This is a genomic window from Pseudomonas sp. GCEP-101 (genome assembly GCF_025133575.1).
Classification (GTDB): domain Bacteria; phylum Pseudomonadota; class Gammaproteobacteria; order Pseudomonadales; family Pseudomonadaceae; genus Pseudomonas; species Pseudomonas nitroreducens_B.
On sequence record NZ_CP104011.1, the window covers coordinates 4,779,206 to 4,796,021 of the forward strand.

15 protein-coding genes are annotated in these 16,816 nt (G+C 69.6%); 1 reads left to right on the forward strand and 14 read right to left on the reverse strand.

Translation table 11 applies throughout. From position 1 onward, the window contains the following. Nucleotide 1: 1 nt before the first annotated feature. The 6 genes from N0B71_RS21755 to N0B71_RS21780 form a co-directional block, all read right to left on the reverse strand. Entirely contained in the window at nucleotides 2-715 is a 714-nt protein-coding gene (locus N0B71_RS21755) for an amino acid ABC transporter permease (protein ID WP_259754848.1), read from the reverse strand. A 79-nt stretch (nucleotides 716-794) separates the two neighbouring features. Further along, a complete protein-coding gene (locus N0B71_RS21760; protein ID WP_259754850.1) occupies nucleotides 795-1,601 on the reverse strand; it encodes an ABC transporter substrate-binding protein in 807 nt (268 codons plus the stop codon). Between the two features lie 539 nt (nucleotides 1,602-2,140). Beyond that, nucleotides 2,141-3,070 (reverse strand): sulfonate ABC transporter substrate-binding protein, encoded by a 930-nt coding sequence (locus tag N0B71_RS21765; protein ID WP_442964625.1) that lies wholly within the window; start codon nucleotides 3,068-3,070, stop codon nucleotides 2,141-2,143. A gap of 4 nt (nucleotides 3,071-3,074) precedes the next feature. Beyond that, the gene (mgrA, locus tag N0B71_RS21770; RefSeq protein ID WP_259754851.1) at nucleotides 3,075-4,118 is read right to left on the reverse strand and encodes an L-glyceraldehyde 3-phosphate reductase; all 1,044 of its coding nucleotides are present in this window, start codon (nucleotides 4,116-4,118) and stop codon (nucleotides 3,075-3,077) included. A 47-nt stretch (nucleotides 4,119-4,165) separates the two neighbouring features. Next, nucleotides 4,166-5,488: an LLM class flavin-dependent oxidoreductase gene (locus N0B71_RS21775; RefSeq protein WP_259754852.1), complete on the reverse strand. Its 1,323-nt coding sequence runs from the start codon at nucleotides 5,486-5,488 to the stop codon at nucleotides 4,166-4,168. Between the two features lie 96 nt (nucleotides 5,489-5,584). Further along, complete coding sequence (locus N0B71_RS21780) at nucleotides 5,585-7,843, reverse strand: TonB-dependent receptor (RefSeq protein WP_259754853.1); 2,259 nt, start codon at nucleotides 7,841-7,843, stop codon at nucleotides 5,585-5,587. A gap of 232 nt (nucleotides 7,844-8,075) precedes the next feature. Here N0B71_RS21780 and N0B71_RS21785 point away from each other — a divergent pair, with 232 nt between their 5' ends. Further along, nucleotides 8,076-9,116, forward strand: coding sequence for a LacI family DNA-binding transcriptional regulator (locus tag N0B71_RS21785; protein ID WP_259754854.1), 1,041 nt, complete (start codon nucleotides 8,076-8,078; stop codon nucleotides 9,114-9,116). Nucleotides 9,117-9,243: 127 nt separating this feature from the next. Here the strand turns inward: N0B71_RS21785 and N0B71_RS21790 are convergent, their stop codons facing one another. The 8 genes from N0B71_RS21790 to N0B71_RS21825 form a co-directional block, all read right to left on the reverse strand. Continuing rightward, complete coding sequence (locus N0B71_RS21790; protein ID WP_259754855.1) at nucleotides 9,244-9,885, reverse strand: phosphoribosyltransferase; 642 nt, start codon at nucleotides 9,883-9,885, stop codon at nucleotides 9,244-9,246. A gap of 19 nt (nucleotides 9,886-9,904) precedes the next feature. After that, nucleotides 9,905-12,112, reverse strand: coding sequence for a xanthine dehydrogenase family protein molybdopterin-binding subunit (locus N0B71_RS21795; RefSeq protein WP_259754856.1), 2,208 nt, complete (start codon nucleotides 12,110-12,112; stop codon nucleotides 9,905-9,907). Further along, nucleotides 12,109-13,095, reverse strand: a complete 987-nt coding sequence (locus N0B71_RS21800) for an FAD binding domain-containing protein (protein WP_259754858.1) — start codon at nucleotides 13,093-13,095, stop codon at nucleotides 12,109-12,111. The genes N0B71_RS21795 and N0B71_RS21800 overlap by 4 nt, the downstream gene beginning before the upstream one ends. Beyond that, on the reverse strand, nucleotides 13,092-13,598 hold the full coding sequence (locus tag N0B71_RS21805) for a (2Fe-2S)-binding protein (protein WP_259754859.1): 507 nt from the start codon (nucleotides 13,596-13,598) through the stop codon (nucleotides 13,092-13,094). Before N0B71_RS21805 ends, N0B71_RS21800 begins: the two co-directional genes overlap by 4 nt. A gap of 79 nt (nucleotides 13,599-13,677) precedes the next feature. Then, nucleotides 13,678-14,331 carry a glycosyltransferase gene (locus tag N0B71_RS21810; RefSeq protein WP_259754860.1) on the reverse strand — a complete coding sequence of 218 codons (654 nt, stop codon included), beginning with the start codon at nucleotides 14,329-14,331 and terminating at the stop codon, nucleotides 13,678-13,680. After that, nucleotides 14,328-14,915, reverse strand: a complete 588-nt coding sequence (locus tag N0B71_RS21815) for a class I SAM-dependent methyltransferase (protein ID WP_259754861.1) — start codon at nucleotides 14,913-14,915, stop codon at nucleotides 14,328-14,330. The genes N0B71_RS21810 and N0B71_RS21815 overlap by 4 nt, the downstream gene beginning before the upstream one ends. Next, on the reverse strand, nucleotides 14,912-15,658 hold the full coding sequence (locus N0B71_RS21820; protein ID WP_259754862.1) for a PIG-L deacetylase family protein: 747 nt from the start codon (nucleotides 15,656-15,658) through the stop codon (nucleotides 14,912-14,914). Before N0B71_RS21820 ends, N0B71_RS21815 begins: the two co-directional genes overlap by 4 nt. Next, nucleotides 15,655-16,680, reverse strand: a complete 1,026-nt coding sequence (locus tag N0B71_RS21825) for an acyl-CoA dehydrogenase (protein WP_442964691.1) — start codon at nucleotides 16,678-16,680, stop codon at nucleotides 15,655-15,657. Before N0B71_RS21825 ends, N0B71_RS21820 begins: the two co-directional genes overlap by 4 nt. Nucleotides 16,681-16,816 lie beyond the last annotated feature (136 nt).

A 16,816-nucleotide genomic window follows, 5' to 3' on the forward strand; every position in this document is an offset into this window, starting at 1 on the left:
GTCAGGCTCCCTGGCGGTAGCGGCGCGTCTGTTGCAGCGCCTCGCCCAGCGCCTCGATCAGCGCGATGGCGCCGATGTAGAGCAGGGTGGCGATGCCGAAGGCCTGGAAGGTCTTGAAGGTCTGCGTTTCCACCTGGCGCGAGGCGTAGGACAGCTCGGCCAGCCCGATCGCCATGGCCAGCGAGGAGTTCTTCAGCGCGTTCATGTATTGCCCCATCAGCGGCGGCAGCGCCGTCCGCAGCGCCTGCGGCAGGATCACCCAGCGCCACACCTGGAGCGGGCGCAGGCCCAGCGCCATGCCGGCCTCACGTTGCGCCGGGCGGACCGAGGCGATGCCGGCGCGAAATTCCTCGGCGATGAAGGCACTGGTGTAGAGCGTCAGGCCCCAGGCGGCGGCGATGAATTCGAAGGACGGCCACGCCAGGGCACCCAGCTCATGGGGTGTGTTCAACCAGGCAACGAGGTCCTCGGGCAGCAGCGCCGGCACGCCGAAGTACCAGAAGAACAGCTGCACCAGCAGCGGCGTGTTGCGAAACAGCGCGAGATAGGCCCGCGCCGGCCACGACAGCCAGCGCGACGCCGCCTGCCGGGCGATGGCCAGCGGCGCGCCGAGCAGCGTGGCGACCACGCAGCAGAACAGGGAAATACCGAGGGTGAGCAAAAAGCCGTCGAGCAGCCAGCTCAGGTAGGTCGGGGCGAGCAGTTCGCCGAACATCGTGGGAATCCATCAAGGGTAGGAACGGCAACGCCCCACGAGCGTGGGGCCTGCGGTAGAACACAGCGCGCGGCGAAGGTCAGCTCTTGTCGCCGATCTTGTACAGGCGCGCCAGGGGCGTCTTGGTGGTCGGGCCGAACCAGGTGTCGTAGATGGCCTGGGCCTTGCCGCTGGCCTCCAGCTCCGTGAGGCTCTGGTTGACGAACTCGCCCAGGGCCTTCTCGCCCTTGGGAATGCCGACGCCGATCAGGTCGTTGGAGATGGTGAAGGGCGGGACTTCGTACTTGTCCCTGTCCGGCACGTTGGCCAGCAGGCCGATCAGCTTCGGGCCGTCCTGGGTGATGGCCTGGACCTGGCCGTTGCGCAGGGCGGTGAAGGCGAACGGCGTGTCGTCGTAGGCGACGACCTTGGCGCCGGGGAATTTCTCGCGCAGCACGCCTTCGTTGACGGTGCCCTTGTCCACGCCGACGCGCCACTTGTTCAGGTCGTCGGGCGACTTGAGGCTGCCCTTGCGCACGATGAACTGCTGCCCGGAAGAGAAGTAGGGGATGCTGAAATCCACCTGCTGGGCGCGTTCGGGGGTGATGGTGAAGTTGGCCAGCACCAGGTCGACCTTGTTCGCGGTCAGCAGCGGGATGCGGTTGGCCGGGTTGGTCGGCAGGACCTGCAGCTTGACGCCCAGCTTGTCGGCCAGGGCCTTGGCGTAATCCACGTCGAGGCCTTCGATCTGCTTGCTCTTGGCATCGACGAAGCCGAACGGCGGGTTGCTGTCGAACGCGGCGACGCGCAGCACGCCGGCTTTCTTGATGTCCTCCAGGCGGTCGGCGTGGGCCAGGCCGGACAGGACGGCCAGGGCGAGGGCGGTAACGGCAGTGAGTTTCTTCATGAACATCCAGCTCCTTTTCGGGCCCCGTTCGTGCGACGGGTTCCCGTGATGATCGAGTGCGGGCCTTCGAGGGTGTCAAAGGCCCGTTCCAGAGCGGCGGGGATGGCCCACCGGCGACGCCGAGTGTGGCAGCGAGGCGGTGGCGCGGAGAAGGAATGAATTGGTCTAGCTCATAACCGGAAGAAATATAAATTCATGGTTGAATAACCGTTTGCATCGAACCCTGTAGGAGCGGGCCATGCCCGCGATCCGCGGACGAAGTCCGCGCAAGCCGGGGCGACGGAGCCGTGAGCCCTGCTCACGGATCGCGGGCATGGCCCGCTCCTACAATGACCTGCGCAAGGGCTGCCTTCTCCCTGACCCCGGCTATGCGCTCCGCTCCGAAGGGAGCGGGTCGCGTTCGGTGCAGGATGAAACCACAGCGACAGACGGCACGATCTGCCCCCTCTCCCTGAGGGAGAGGGCTGGGGTGAGGGGGTAAGCACAGCACGAAATTTCCAGGGAAAGACAGTCGCTCCTACGTGACTCTTGCCCTTGGTTCAGGGCTTCCAGCGTGCCGCGCCGATATCCACGGCGCGCGGCAGGATTCGCTCGGCGAGGAACAGGTCGGCGGTGCGCTGCTGCGCGGCGATGTCGGCGTCGCTCACCGGCTGGATGGGCGACGCGGGGCGGTGCTTGAAGGTTTCCTCGATCACTGCCGGCGCCAGCCCGGTGACGCGCGCCATGATCGCCACGCTGCCGGCTTGGTCGCTGCGGGTCAGGGCTTCGGCCTCGTTGAGCGTGCCCAGCACCTGGTGGATGAACGCTGGATGGGCGCCGGCGTATTCGCGGCTGGACAGATAGAACGGCCCGCTGAGGCCGACCGCCGAGCCATCCGCCAGCAAACGCGCATGGCCGTCCAGCAGCAACGCGGAATACCACGGGTCCCAGATCGCCCAGGCGTCCACCCGGCCGCTTTCGAAGGCGGCGCGGGCGTCGGCCGGCGTCAGGTAGAGTGGCAGGATGTCCTTGAGGGTCAGCCCTTCCTTCTGCAACAGGCGCAGCAGCAGGTTGTGCGAGCTGGAGCCCTTCTGGAAGGCCACGCGCTTGCCCTTGAGGTCGGCGACGCTGCGGATCGGGCTGTCCGTGGGCACCACCACGGTTTCCGCCTGCGGCTTGGGTGGCTCCACGCCGACGTAGAGCAGGTCGGCGCCGGCGGCCTGGGCGAAGATCGGCGGGATGTCGCCGGTGGAGCCGATGTCCAGGCTGCCGACGTTCAACGCTTCGAGCATCTGCGGCCCCGCGGGAAATTCGATCCACTGGACCTGCGTTTGCGGGAAGCGTTTTTCCAGCAGCCCGTGCTCCTTGGCCAGCACCAGGCTGACCGAGGCCTTCTGGTAGCCGATGCGCAGTTGCGCCGGGTCCTGCGCGTGGGCGGCGCCGGCCACGATGAGCAGCATTGCCGCAAGCAGTCGATTGAACAATCTCACCGGCTCAGTCCTTCCAGTCGTGGGAGGGTTTTTCCCAGAGGTTGATGCCGCCTTCCACCGCGTGGCGATCGATCTCCGCCAGCTCATCGGCGCTGAACGCGAGGTTGTCCAGCGCCGCGACGTTCTCGATGATCTGCTCCGGCCGGCTGGCGCCGATCAGCGCGGAGGTCACCCGCGCATCGCGCAGCACCCAGGCCAGCGCCAGTTGCGCCAGGCTCTGGCCGCGACGCTGGGCGATCTCGTTGAGCGCGCGGGCGCGGCGCAGGTTGTCCTCGGACAGATGCTCCGGGCGCAGCGAGGCGCCGCCCGGCTGGTTGACCCGCGCGTCGGCCGGCACGCCATTGAGGTAACGGTCGGTGAGCAGCCCCTGGGCCAGCGGCGTGAAGGCGATGACGCCGGCGCCCAGCTCGTCGGTGGTGGCCAGCAGGTCCTTTTCCACCCAGCGGTTGAACAGGTTGTAGGCTGGCTGGTGGATCAGCAGCGGCACCTTCCATTGCGTCAGCAGCGCCGCGAGTTCGGCGGTCTTGCCGGCGGAGTAGGACGAGATCCCCACGTACAAGGCCTTGCCCTGCTGCACGGCGCTGGCCAGCGCGCCGGCGGTTTCTTCCAGCGGCGTGTCGGGGTCGAAGCGGTGCGAGTAGAAGATGTCCACGTAGTCCAGGCCCAGGCGTTTCAGGCTCTGGTCGAGGCTGGCGAGCAGGTACTTGCGCGAGCTGCCGCCCTGGCCGTAGGGGCCGGGCCACATGTCCCAGCCGGCCTTGGTGGAGATGATCAGCTCATCGCGGTAGGCGGCGAAGTCCTCGCGCAGCAGGCGGCCGAAGTTGATCTCGGCGCTGCCGTAGGGCGGGCCGTAGTTGTTGGCCAGGTCGAAGTGGTTGATGCCCAGGTCGAAGGCGGTGCGCAGCAGGGCGCGCTGGCGGTCCAGCGGCACGCTGTCGCCGAAGTTGTGCCACAGGCCCAGGGAGAGGGCGGGCAGCACCAGCCCGCTGCGGCCGACGCGGCGGTAGGGTACGCGCTGGTAGCGGTCGGGGTGGGCGAGGTAGGTCATGCAAACTCCTTGGAAAGCGGGCCGCAGAGAGGGCGGCCGGTGAATCGTCAGATCGTGTAGCGGTTGGCCGGGCGTTTGAGCCCGAGGTGCTCGCGCAGGGTGCTGCCGCTGTACTCGCGGCGGAACAGCCCGCGGCGCTGCAGCTCGGGCACGACGTGGTTGGCCACGTCTTCCAGGCCGCCGGGCAGGTGCGGCACCAGCACGTTGAAGCCGTCGGCGGCGCCGCCTTCGAACCAGGCCTGCAATTCGTCGGCGATCTGCGTCGGCGTGCCGATCAGGCTGTGGTGCCCGCGTCCACCGGCGATGCGTCGGCCGAGTTGGGCGAGGGTCAGGTTCTCCCGCCCGGCCAGTTCGGTGAGCAGCAACTGGCGGCTGCGCTGCCCGCTGTCGGTGAGCGGCAGCTCGGGCAGGGGGCCATCCAGCGGGTAGGCGGAGAGGTCGAAGTTGCCGAGCATGCGCGACAGCAGCGCGACGCCCACCTGCGGCTCCACCAGCTCCTGGAATTGCTCGAACTTCTCCTGCGCCTCGGCCTGGCTCTGGCCCACCACCACGAACACGCCGGGCATGATGCGCAGCTCGTCCGGGCCGCGCCCGAAGCGCGGCAGGCGGCCTTTCAGGTCGTTGTAGAAGTCGCGGGCGGCAGCCAGGGACGTCTGCGCGGTGAACACCACGTCGGCGGTCTGCGCGGCCAGCTCGCGGCCGGTCTCGGAACTGCCCGCCTGGACGATCACCGGCCGGCCCTGGGGCGTGCGCGCCACGTTCAGCGGGCCCTGCACGCGGAAGTGTTCGCCCTCGTGGTTGAGCACATGCAGCTTGGCCGGGTCGTAGTACTGGCCGCTGGCCTTGTCGCGGGTGAAGGCGTCGTCTTCCCAGCTGTCCCACAGGCCGGTGACCACCTCGTGGAATTCCCGCGCGCGGGCGTAGCGCTCGGCGTGGCCGAAGTGCTCCTGGCGGTTGAAGTTCAGCGCCTCGGCGGCGGCGTCGGAGGTCACCAGGTTCCAGCCGGCGCGGCCGGCGGAAAGATGATCGAGGGACGCGAACTTGCGCGCCACGTGGTAGGGCTCGTTGTAGCTGGTGGTCACGGTGCCGATCAGGCCGATGCGCTCGGTCACCGCCGCCAGGGCCGCGAGCAGGGTCAACGGCTCGAAGTGGTCGGAGCGCGCCATGCGGCTGGCGATCTCGGCGGTGGGCGCGGCCACGCTGTCGGCGACGAAGACGGCGTCGAACTTCGCCGCTTCGGCCACCTGCGCCAGGCGCTTGTAGAGGCGGAAGTCGAGCCCGCCGTCGGCCGGCACGTCCGGGTGGCGCCACGCCGAAACGTGGTGCCCGGTGGCCATGAGGAAGGCGCCAAGGGAAAGGGTGCGTGTCATGTCGGTGTTCCTGTGTGTCCGTCGGGAGGGACGCAAGGCGGCGTGCCGTTCTTGTCGGCGGCGCCGGGGCGAGCCGGCGCCGTTTGCTTCAAGCGATCAGAAGTCCTTGCGCAGCTCGACGCCGAAGTAGCGTCCGTCGTCGCGCGGCACCATGCGGTAGATGTAGCTGCCGCCGCTGGCCAGCAGGGGCGAATAGGACTTGTCGGTGAGGTTCTTGCCCACCACCGCCACGCGCCAGCCTTCGTTGTAGTCGGCCAGCGCGACACTGGCGCCCCATAGGCCGTAGGCGCCCTGGATGGTGTCGGGGTTCTGGCTGAGGTCGTACTGCACCTTGTCCTGCCAGCTGTAGTCGGTGCCCAGCTCCACATCCAGGCCGTTGTCCAGCGGGATGCCGTAGTCGGCGCGCACGTAGCTCTTCCAGTCCGGCGAGAAGGGCAGCGGCTTGCCGTTGACGTTGCACGCCGCCGCCGCGCCCGCGGGGCAGGCGAAGCTGTCGATGCGGGCCTTGGTGTAGGCGAGGGCGCCGGAGAGCTTGAGCTGGCGGGTGGCCTGGTAGCTGAAGTCCAGCTCGGCGCCCTCGGTCTTCACCTTGCCCGCGTTGATCAGGCGGGTCACCACCTGGCCGGCGACGGTGTCGTAGAAGTTCGCCTGGTAGTTGTCGTACACGGTGTGGAACACCGCGAGGTTGGCGGTCAGGCGGTTATCCAGCGCGGTGGCCTTGAGGCCCGCTTCCCAGGAGTTGGACGTCTCCGGCTTGAGCGCCTCGGTGTCGCGCGGCTGCATGTTGAAGAACACGTTGTAGGCCGGGCCTTTGTAGCCGCGCGAGTAGGTGAGGTAGCTGGTCAGCTGCTCGCTGAGGTCGTACTGCAGGCCCAGGCGGCCGGACCAGCCGTCTTCGTCGGTGGAGCCGGAGCTGGAGGTGGAGGGCTGGATGCCGGTCACCGCGGTGGACGAGGTGGAGCGGCGGCGGTGGTCATATTCCAGCTCGTCGTGGGTGTAGCGCAGGCCGGCGATACCGCGGAAATCGTCGGTGAAGTTCAGCGTGCTCTCGCCGAACACCGCATAGGTGTCGCTGCGCGTGCCGTAGTCGGCCACGCCGGTATTCTGCGCGGTGGTGGAGGTCACGACGCGGCGGTAGGTCTCGTCGTCCACGGCGTGCATGTAGTAGACGCCGCCGACGTATTCGAGGAACTCGCCCTTGGGCGAGGCCAGGCGCAGCTCCTGGGAGTACTGGTCGTAGTTCAGCTCGCCCTTGTCGTGGGAGCTGGGGATGCTCGCCGTGACCTGGGACAGGCGGTCGCCATCCTGCCACTGGGTGTTATCCCAGCCGCGCCAGGCGCTGATGGAGGTCAGGGTGTAGTCGCCCAGGTTCCAGTCCAGCTGCGCCGACAGGCCCTTGTTGGTGTCGTCGACGTGGGTGCGGTAGTCGCTGTTGATCTTGCGGTTGTCGCTGTCCGGCGTCACCGGCCGCAGCGCGTTGGCGAAGGCCGGGCTGGTGGTGCTGGTGATGACGCCGCTGGGGCTGTCGTCGTTGCCCTGCATGTAGTCGGCGATCAGGGTGACCTTGAGGTCGTCGTTGGGGGTGATCTCGAACTTGGTGCGGGCGCCGGCGCGGTTGTAGCCGTTCACCTCGTGGCCGTTGTAGACGTTGTCGACGTTGCCGTCGTAGCTGCCCACCAGGGTGGTGACGCTGGCCTTGAGCTTGCCGGGGATCAGCGTGCCGCCAATGCCGAAGCGGGTGCGGTTCTCGTTGCCGCCGCCAAAATGCGAATAATCGATGTAGCCGGTGGTGTCGTCCGGCACCTCGCGGGTGACCACGTTGAGCACGCCGGCCGAGGCGTTCTTGCCGAACAGCGTGCCCTGCGGGCCGCGTAGCACTTCGATGCGCTCGACGTCGAGCAGGTCCAGGGTGGCCTGGCCGGCACGGCCGAGCACCACGCCATCGATCACCGTCGACACGCTCGGCTCGACGCCGGGGGAGGTGGAGATGGTGCCCACGCCACGGACGAACAGCGAGGTGTCCTTGTTCGAGGCACCGGTGCGGAAGTTCAGCGTCGGCACCTGCTGGACGATGCTCGATACGTTGTTGCGGTTGTCGCGTTCCAGTTGCTCGCCATAGAGCACGGAAACGGCCACGGGGACCTTCTGCAGCGATTCCTCGCGGCGGGTGGCGGTCACGGTCACGGCCTTGAGCGTCGGTGCCGCCTCGGCCGATGGGGTGTCGCCGCCGCTGGATTCGGCGGCCTGCACGCTGCAGGCGAGGGCGCCGATCACGCTGGCGATGCCCAGGGCCAGCGCGCTGCGCCGACCCGTGAAGTGCGGACGGCCGAGCGTCCCCCGATGTTGCGATTGCATAGCCACTCCTTCTTGCCCTGGTCCGCCCCGGGTCTTTTGCCGGGGCGCCTTTTATCTGCGGGACTGTCACGAGCGCTCGCTCGTGCGAGTGGCTGGAATCTTGCGGACAGTTTGTGTTGTTAGCGCTAACATCGACGAGTATCCTGAATCGCCAGATAGAACGTCAAATAATTAAAAATTACGTTTATATTCCTGACATCACAGATCACGACCGACAGGCAGGAGAGCCGGCTTGGCCAACCAGACACCCCGCAAACGCCGTGGCGCAGGCCGTGTGACCCTGACCGCGGTGGCCGAGCGCGCCGGCGTTTCCGCCATCAGCGTGTCGCGCTATTTCAACCAGCCGGCGCAGCTGTCGGATGACCTGCGCGAACGCATCGGCGCGGCGGTGGAGGCGCTGGGCTATGTGCCCAACCAGGTGGCCGGCGGGCTGGCGTCGGCGCGGGGCAGGGTGGTGGGCATGGTGGTGCCGAACATTTCCGGGCCGATCTTCGCCGACACGATCCAGGCCGTCAGCGACACCCTGGCCGCCCACGGCTACCAGTTGCTGCTGGCCTCCAGTTACTTCTCCGAAGACAGGGAGGAGAACGCCGTGCGCGCCTTCCTCGGCTGGAACCCGGCGGCCCTGGTGCTGACCAGCCACTTCCACACCGCCGCGACGCAGAAGCTGATCGCCGCGGCGGACATGCCGGTGGTCGAGGTCTGGGATTACCAACCCGAGCGCGCGCCGATCCAGGTCGGTTTTTCCCATTACCAGGTCGGCGTGGACGCGGTGCGCTACCTGCACGGCAAGGGCTATCGGCGTATCGCCTTCGTGCAGAACAGCGCGCCCGGCGACTTCAGCGCCCTGGACCGTCGCGACGGGTACGCCGACACCCTGCGCGACCTGGGCGGCGAACCGTGGATGTTCGTGCCCACCGAGAGCGCGCCCTTCGAGGCCGGGCGCCAGGCCATGGAAGCACTGATGGCCCGCGGTGCGAAGCGCCCCGAGGCGATCGTCTTCGCCAACGACAACCTCGCCGCCGGCGGCCTGCTCGCCGGCCAGCGCGCCGGGCTGAAGATTCCCGAGGAGTGCGCGGTGCTGGGGTTCGGCGACTATCCCTTTGCGCCGATGCTGCTGCCGAGCCTTTCGACCATCAAGCCGCCGGCCCGCGAGATCGGCGAGATCGCCGCGCTGCGGGTGCTGCAATCCATCGGCGTGCTGCCGCTGGAGGGCGCGGTGGAGCGCCTGAACCTGCTCGGCTGCCGGGTGCTGGAGCGCGAAAGCGGCTGAATGCCCCCTGTGTAGGAGCGGGCCATGCCCGCGATCCGTGAGCAGGGCTCACGGCGTCGATATGGAGAAAATGGCGCGGACTTTGTCCGCGGATCGCGGGCATGGCCCGCTCCTACAGGGCGAGCGGTCATTTCACCAGCAGGTCGATCACTTCCTGGTCGCTGAGCTGGTGGAAGTCGCGGTAGTGGTCGCCGACCGCGCGGAAGGGCGAGGGCGTGTCCAGGCAGACCAGCTCGTCCACCTCCTCGCGCAGCCGCTGCACGGTTTCTGCCGGGCCCACCGGCACCGCCAGCACCACCCTGTGCGGGTGCTGGGCGCGCAGGCATTGCAGCGCGGCGCGCATGCTGCTGCCGGTGGCCAGGCCGTCATCGACCACGACCAGGTCGCGGCCTTCCACCCGGGCCGGGGCCTTCACGCCGCGGTAGAGCAGACGGCGGCGCTCCAGTTCGCGCAGCTGTTCCATCACCTGCTGTTCGAACCACTGCGCCGGCGGGTCGAAGCGCGCGAGCATCGCTTCGTCCACCACCCAGTTCGGCTCGGGGCCGTCGACAATGGCACCCAGGGCATATTCCTCGTTGCCCGGTGCGCCGATCTTGCGCACCAGCAGCACGTCCAGCGGCGCGGCGAGGATGCGGGCGATTTCCTTGGCCACCGGCACGCCGCCACGGGGCAGCGCAAGGATCAGCGGGGCGACCAGCGGCATGTCGCGCAGGACCATGGCCAGGGCGATGCCGGCGTGGCGCCGATTGGTATAGCGCGGACTGGGCATCTGCACCTCCTTTGCCGAGTTACAGCAGCTTATCCAGGGTGATGGGCAGCTCGCGTATGCGATTACCGGTTGCATGGTAGACCGCGTTGGCGACCGCCGCCGCCACGCCGACGACGCCGATCTCGCCGACGCCCTTGGAGCCCAGCGGATTGACCACCGCATCCGGCTCGTCGACGAACAGCACGCGGATATCGCCGATGTCGGCCTGCACGGGGATGTGGTACTCGGCCAGGTTGTGGTTCATGAACCGCCCCAGGCCGTGGTCCATCAGGCTGGCCTCGTGCAACGCCATGCTCACGCCCCAGACCACGCCGCCGAGAATCTGGCTGCGCGCGGTCTTGGGGTTGACCACGCGCCCGGCGGCGATGGCGCTCACCACCCGGCGCACGCGCACCGTGCCCAGTGCCTCGTCCACCGCCACCTCGACGAACACCGCCGAGTGGGTGGCCGTGGCGTAGCGCTGGCGCAGCGCCGAGGGATGGGCGGTGGCGCTGGCCTGCAAGCTGCCGTAGCGCTGGAACAGCTCGGTAAAGGCGATGCGCTGGCTGCTGGACGCCGCCTGCAAGTGGCCCTCGCTGCACTGCACCTGGTCATCGGCGATGTGCTGGAAAGGCCCGGAGGGCAGTTGACGGGCCGCTTCCAGCAGGGTTTGCCGGAGTGCCAGGCACGCCTCGCGCACCGCGCTGCCCACCGAGGACACGGTGAACGAGCCGCCCTGCAGCGGGGCCTGGGGCAGCGAGGAGTCGCCCAGTACGAAGCGCACCTTCTCCGGCGGCAGGCCGAGGGTTTCGGCGGCGATCTGGGTCATGGCGGTGTAGGTGCCGGTGCCGATGTCGGTGGTGGCGCTGGCTACCACCACGCTGCCGTCCGGCGCCAGTGCGGCACTGGCGCTGGCGGGCATCTGCATGGCCTCCCAGACGCCGGTGGCCATGCCCAGGCCGATGCGCTGCTCGCCTTCGCGCAAGGTGCCGGGCGCGGGCATCTGCGTCGGCCAGCCGAATTGCCGCGCGCCTTCGCTGTAGCAGTCGCGCAGGGCCTTGCTGGAATAAGGCTTGCCGAGGTTCTGGTTGAGCGCGGTGAAGTTGATCAGGCGCAGGTGCAGCGGGTTGAGGCCGGCGGCCCAGGCCAGTTCGTCCATGGCGCACTCCAGGGCGTAGACCCCTTCGGCGGCGCCTGGGGCGCGCATGTCCAGCGGCGTGTAGACGTCCAGCGGCACCAGGCGATAGGTAAGACGGACGTTGTCGCAGTGGTAGAGCATCCCCGACCATTCGGCGACGTGGGCGGTGAACTGCTCGAAGCGCGAGGTCTGCCCGGTGACCTGGTGCACCAGGCCGAGCAGGCGGCCCTCGGCGTCGGCGCCCAGGCTCAGGCGCTGCACCGTGCGTGGCCGATAGCCAAAGGTGAACTGCTGCTGGCGGGTCAGCGCGACGCGCACCGAGCGCTTGAGCATGAGCGCGGCCATCGCCGCCAGCGGCAACTGGTACTGCGGGCGCAAGCCGGAGCCGAAGGCGCCGCCGATGAACGCCGCCTGCACGCGCACCTGGGTGGGTTCGAGCTTGAGCACGTGGCACAGGTAGCTCTGGCTGTTCTGCGAGCCCTGGGTCTTGTCGTGCACCAGCAGGCTGCCGTCCGCCTGGTAGATCACCGTGGAGGCGTGCGGCTCCATGGGGTTGTGGTGCTCCACCGGCAACTCGTACTGGGCCTCGATGCGCACCGGCGCGCTGGCCAGCGCGCCATCGGCATCGCCGCGCGGGCCGGGCAATTCGGCGGGCGCGGGCAGGGCATCGTCCAGCTGGCGGCGCAGGTCGGTGGCGTGCGGCTCGGTCGCGTATTCCACGGTCACCAGGGCGGCGGCGTAACGGGCGGTCTGCAGGTCGTCGGCCACCACCAGCGCCACCGGCTGGCCGTTGTACAGCACGCGGTCGTTGAACAGGGGGCGGAACGACGAGCCGTCGGCGGAGTCCTCGTCCTCGTAGCTGTCATCGTCGGCGGCCAGCGGCGGGCGGTTCAGGTGGCTCATCACCAGGCGCACGCCGGGCACGGCGCAGGCGGCGTCGCTGTCGATGGCGATGATCCGCCCGCGGGCGATGCGGCTGTTGACCACCGCGCCATGGAGCAGACCCTCGGCGCCGTATTCGGCGGCGTAGCGCGCGCCGCCGGTGACTTTCAACGGGCCGTCGACGCGGTCCAGCGGGGTGCCGATGGAGCGATGCGGATGACGGTTCATTGCGCACCTCCTGCGGCCATGTGCAGGGCGCGGACGATGCTGCGCCGCGCCAGTTCGATCTTGAAGGCGTTGTCGCGCAGGGGTCTTGCGCCGCGCAGCAGGTGGTCGGCGCAGCGCTGGAAGTGCGTCGCCTCGGGCCGGCAGCCCAGCAGCAGGTCTTCCGCCTCGGCGTCGCGCCAGGGTTTGTGCGCTACGCCGCCCAAGGCAATGTTGACCTGGGCGATGCGCCCGTCGCCATCGAGCAGCAGGCCGACGGCCACCGACACCAGGGCGAATGCGTAGGATGCGCGGTCACGCACCTTGAGGTAGGCGCAATGCTGCGGGAAGCCCTCGCCGGGCAGTTCGATGCCCAGCACCAGCTCATCGGCGGCGAGGATGTTGTCCTCCTGCGGGCGGCTGCCGGGCAGCCGGTGGAACTGCTCGAAGGTCAGGCAACGCTGCGCCTGCGGGCCGCGCACGTGAACCAGGGCGTTGAGCGCGGCCAGCGCCACGCAGAGGTCCGAGGGATGCACCGCCACGCAGTGCTCGCTAGCGCCGAGGATGGCGTGCTGGCGGTTCAGGCCGTCCCTCGCCGGGCAGCCGCTGCCGGGCTCGCGCTTGTTGCAGGGTACGGCGCGGTCGTAGAAGTAATGGCAGCGCGTGCGTTGCAGCAGGTTGCCGCCGGTGCTGGCCATGTTGCGCAACTGCGGCGAGGCGCCGGCGAGGATGGCGCGGCTGATCAGCGGGTAGCGCGCGGTGACCTGCGGGTGCGCGGCGAGGCTGGCGTTGTCCACCAGCGCGCCGATGCTCAGCCCGCCGGCGTCGGTATCGCGGATCTCGCGCAGCGGCAGGGCGTTGATGTCGATCAGCCGCTCGGGCCGTTCGACCTCCTCCTTCATCAGGTCCACCAGGTTGGTGCCGCCAGCGATGAAGCGGCTGTGCGGGCCGGCCAGCGCCACGGCCTCGTCGATGCCGGCAGGGCGGCTGTAGGCAAAGGGCGTCATAGTTCCTCCAGGCGGCTGGCGGGCAGGGCCTCCTCGATGGCATCGAGGATGTTCGGGTAGGCGCCGCAGCGGCACAGGTTGCCGCTCATGCGCTCGCGCAGGTCGGCGCGATCGGACGGCGCAGGCTCGTGGGCCAGGGCGACGGCGGAGCAGATCTGTCCCGGCGTGCAGTAGCCGCACTGGAAGGCGTCGTGGCGGATGAAGGCGGCCTGCATCGGGTGCAGTTGCTCGCCCCGGGCCAGGCCTTCGATGGTGGTCAGGCGATGGCCGTCGAGCATCACCGCCAGCAGCAGGCAGGCGTTCACCCGGCGGCCGTCCAGCAGCACGGTGCAGGCGCCGCACTGGCCGTGGTCGCAGCCTTTCTTGCTGCCGACCAGGCCGAGGTGCTCGCGCAGCAGGTCGAGGGTGGTGGTCCAGGGCAGCACGTCCAGCCGCCGTTCTTCGCCATTGAGGATCAGGCTGATGCTCTGCGCCGCCATGGGCGGCTCGCGGTGTGCGGGCATGGTGCCTCCGGAGTCTGGGTGGCTTGCCTGTGCTGTGAGTGAGGGCCGCGAGGATGGTTCGGAAAATCCGGGTGAGCGGTCAGGGCGCGGCAAGCGCCTGGAGGAACTCGCCGAAACCGCCGCGTGCGCGGTAATCGCGTCGGGCGCTGGTGGTGACGCAGGTCTGGTGCGTCCAGACGATGCGCGCGCCGCTGCGCTCCAGGTCGCGCACCAGGTGCACGTCCTCGTCGCTGGGCAACGGGCGGAAGCCGCCGACGCGCCGGTAGGCCCGCGCGCAGACGCCCAGGTTGGCGCCGTGGATGTGCCGGTGGTCCTCGCGGCTCTGGTAATGCGCCTCGTAGCGGCGGCGTACCTGCGGCGCATGGGCCGACCAATCGCCCACCTGCACCGTGCCGCACACCGCCTCGGCCTCGAAGGCCAGTTGGCGCACCAGCCATTCATGGTTCACCTGGCTGTCGGCGTCGGTGCAGGCCAGCCAGCGGGCGCCACGCTGCAGCAGCCATTCGGCGCCGGCGCGGCGAGCCTGGCCGACATTGCGCGCGCTGACCTGCAGCACCTCCACGCCGGCCCCGCGGGCCACGGCTTCGCTGGCATCGCTGCAGGCGTCGAGCACCACCAGGATGCACACCGCCTCGCCGTCCAGGCCTGGATGGCGGGCGGCATCGCGCAGCGAACGCAGGCAGTCCCCCAAGACCTTTTCTTCATTGTGTGCGGGTACCAGCACGCCGATCATCCAGCCTCCTCGTCGAACCACAGCTCCAGGCGGAAATCCCGCTCCAGGTGGCGCACCGCCGGGCGCTTGCCCAGGGCGTCGGCCAGTTCCTCATGCACTGCGTCGCCGGCCCGCGCGCAGCCGTCGATGGGATGGCGCCAGTGGCAGGCGAGCAGCACACCGCCCTCGCACAGGCTCTCGCGGGCCTGCTCGGCGGTGCGCTGCCAGGCCTTCGGGGCGAGGTAGTAACCCACTTCGCCGAGCACGATCAGGTCGAAGCGCGCCCGCGGCCAATCCTCGGGCAGGCTGTGCTGCTCCACGCGCACGTTCTCCAGGGCGGCCAGCCGCTCGCGGGCCAGGGCCACGCCGGCGGCGCTGTAGTCGCTGCACAGCAGCCAGTCCACGCGCTGGGCTAGCACGGCGCTGGTTTCGCCATTGGCACAGGCGGGCTCGTAGCCATGGCGGAACGAGGGACGGGGCAGGCTGGCGAGGATCAGTTCGCGCTTGCGCTGCTCGTACCAGCGGGTGCGGAACGACCACGGGTCGGGGTCGCCTTCGTACAGTTCATCGAAATAGCTGGCCGGCAGCCCCTGGGAGGGATTCATGCGAAGTACACCTCGAAGGGTTGCGCCAGGGTCTCCAGCAGATGCTCGCCGAGCACCGGATCGGGGCCCTCCAGCTGGCTGGCATGGGCCTGGATGGCCTCGCGCTTGCGTCGCGCCGCGGCCGGCGTCAGGTCCAGGCGTTGCGCCCGTTCCCAGGGCAGCCGGGGGTCGCCCGGCACGGCCCAGTGCCAGGCCCAGACCGGCGCTTCGATATGCCGGGCGCCGCACTGCGCGGCCACTTCGGCGCAGGCTAGGGCGGTGGCCTGGTGGTCGCAGTGGCCGTCGCCGCGCCAGGTGCTGATCAGCCGGTCGCCGGGGCGGACCAGCGCGCGCAGGCGCTCGGCCAGGGCGGTGGCGTCCACCCCGGCATCGGGCAGGTGCAGGCGCTGCCAGTCCCAGCGCGGCAGGTTCAGGCCGAGGCGGGCGAGGGCGGTGCGGCTTTCCACGGCGCGGGTGGTGCGCAGGCGTTGTGGCGTCCAGTGCGGCGAGCCGGGGTGGCTGCCTTCGCCATCGGTGACCGACACCAGCACGCCCGGCTTGGCCTCGGCGGCCAGCAGGGCGAGCAGGCCGCCACAGGCCAGTACTTCATCGTCGGGGTGGGGCGCGACCACCACCAGGCGCTCGCCGGGTGGCAGCAGGTCTTCCGGACGCAGGCGCGGCAGCCGCTGCAGGTGCGTCGCGGCGCGCCACACCGCTGCCGGGGTGCCGGAGGAGTCGGCAATCAGGTTGACGGGCTGGTTCACAGCGCCCAGGCCTCTTCATGGCCCGCCTTCAGGTGCAAGCCGAGGTGCGCCAGGTCGCGCTCGCCGTGGCTCTGCCGCAGGAACACCGGGAGGTCGGCGGCCAGCCGGGCGAAGCGGCGGTCGCGGCAGAAGGGCGTGGCGCCGAGGGCGCGGCCGACGTGCCACTGCACCGCCTCCACCGCGCCTTCCACCTGCGCCCGCACGCGCCGGGCGGCCAGCTCCGAAGGCGCGGCGGGGTGCTCGTCGATCCACCCGGCGCATTCGCGCAGCGCTCCGGCCGCGCCGGCCAGCGCGGCGTCCACCGCGCCGAGGTGGGCCATGGCATGCGGGTCGTCGCTATGGCCGTAGCGCAGGTAGCTGGCCAGGCGGCTGGCCGCGCCATACCAGCAGGCGGCGATGCCGGCGCCGCCATGCCAGAAGCCGGGGCGTTGCAGGTATTCCTCCGGGCCGCCGACGCAGCGCGCCAGGGCGTTGTCGAAGTCCACCGTCACGCTGTGGGTCGCGGCCATGCCCACGGCGTTCCAGCCGCCCGAGCCGACGCTCACCCCCGGCTGGGCGAGGGTAACCGCCACCAGTTGCGAGCGCTGCTGCTCATCCTTCACCGTGACCAGGGCGTGCTCCACCACGGCGGCGCCGGAGCACCAGGCCTTGCTGCCGCTGATGCGCACCTGGCCGTCCTCGCGGGTGTCGATCCGCACGCTCACCCCCGGCGGCTCGGCTGCCCATACCGCCCAGGTGCCGGGCAGCGCGTCGCCGTCCAGTTCGGCGAGGATCGCCAGCGCATCGGTATGCCCCTCGTAGAGCTTGAGCAGCGACAGGTCGGCGCCGGCCACCGTGGCCAGCGCCTGCCAGCGGCGCAGGGTGTCGCCGCCGCCGGGCAGCGGCAGGCGGTCCAGCCCGTCGTCGCGGAGCTGGCGCAGGGCGGCGCCGAGGAACGGCCCCTGGTGGGCGTGCTCCAGCGGCAATTCGAAGTCGCGCAGAAGGTCGCGCAGGGCGAGCAGACGATCCTGAGTCATGGTGATCCCCGAGGCAGGTTCCTTATTCATCCGGACTGCGAGTCCCGCGCTTGGGTTCAGACGAAATTCACCATCGCGCCCTCGGGTTGAACGTCCATACGCCGCGCCACTCCTACGGATAAGTCCTCCCGGAAGCACGCCG

Bases quoted from the DNA above. Each gene is read 5' to 3' on its own strand.
- N0B71_RS21775 (WP_259754852.1), bottom strand. From the start codon at position 5,488: ATGACACGCACCCTTTCCCTTGGCGCCTTCCTCATGGCCACCGGGCAC.
- N0B71_RS21800 (WP_259754858.1), bottom strand. From the start codon at position 13,095: ATGACGCCCTTTGCCTACAGCCGCCCTGCCGGCATCGACGAGGCCGTG.
- N0B71_RS21815 (WP_259754861.1), bottom strand. From the start codon at position 14,915: ATGAATCCCTCCCAGGGGCTGCCGGCCAGCTATTTCGATGAACTGTAC.
- N0B71_RS21805 (WP_259754859.1), bottom strand. From the start codon at position 13,598: ATGCCCGCACACCGCGAGCCGCCCATGGCGGCGCAGAGCATCAGCCTG.
- mgrA (WP_259754851.1), bottom strand. From the start codon at position 4,118: ATGACCTACCTCGCCCACCCCGACCGCTACCAGCGCGTACCCTACCGC.
- N0B71_RS21760 (WP_259754850.1), bottom strand. From the start codon at position 1,601: ATGAAGAAACTCACTGCCGTTACCGCCCTCGCCCTGGCCGTCCTGTCC.
- N0B71_RS21780 (WP_259754853.1), bottom strand. From the start codon at position 7,843: ATGCAATCGCAACATCGGGGGACGCTCGGCCGTCCGCACTTCACGGGT.
- N0B71_RS21795 (WP_259754856.1), bottom strand. From the start codon at position 12,112: ATGAACCGTCATCCGCATCGCTCCATCGGCACCCCGCTGGACCGCGTC.
- N0B71_RS21755 (WP_259754848.1), bottom strand. From the start codon at position 715: ATGTTCGGCGAACTGCTCGCCCCGACCTACCTGAGCTGGCTGCTCGAC.
- N0B71_RS21810 (WP_259754860.1), bottom strand. From the start codon at position 14,331: ATGATCGGCGTGCTGGTACCCGCACACAATGAAGAAAAGGTCTTGGGG.
- N0B71_RS21790 (WP_259754855.1), bottom strand. From the start codon at position 9,885: ATGCCCAGTCCGCGCTATACCAATCGGCGCCACGCCGGCATCGCCCTG.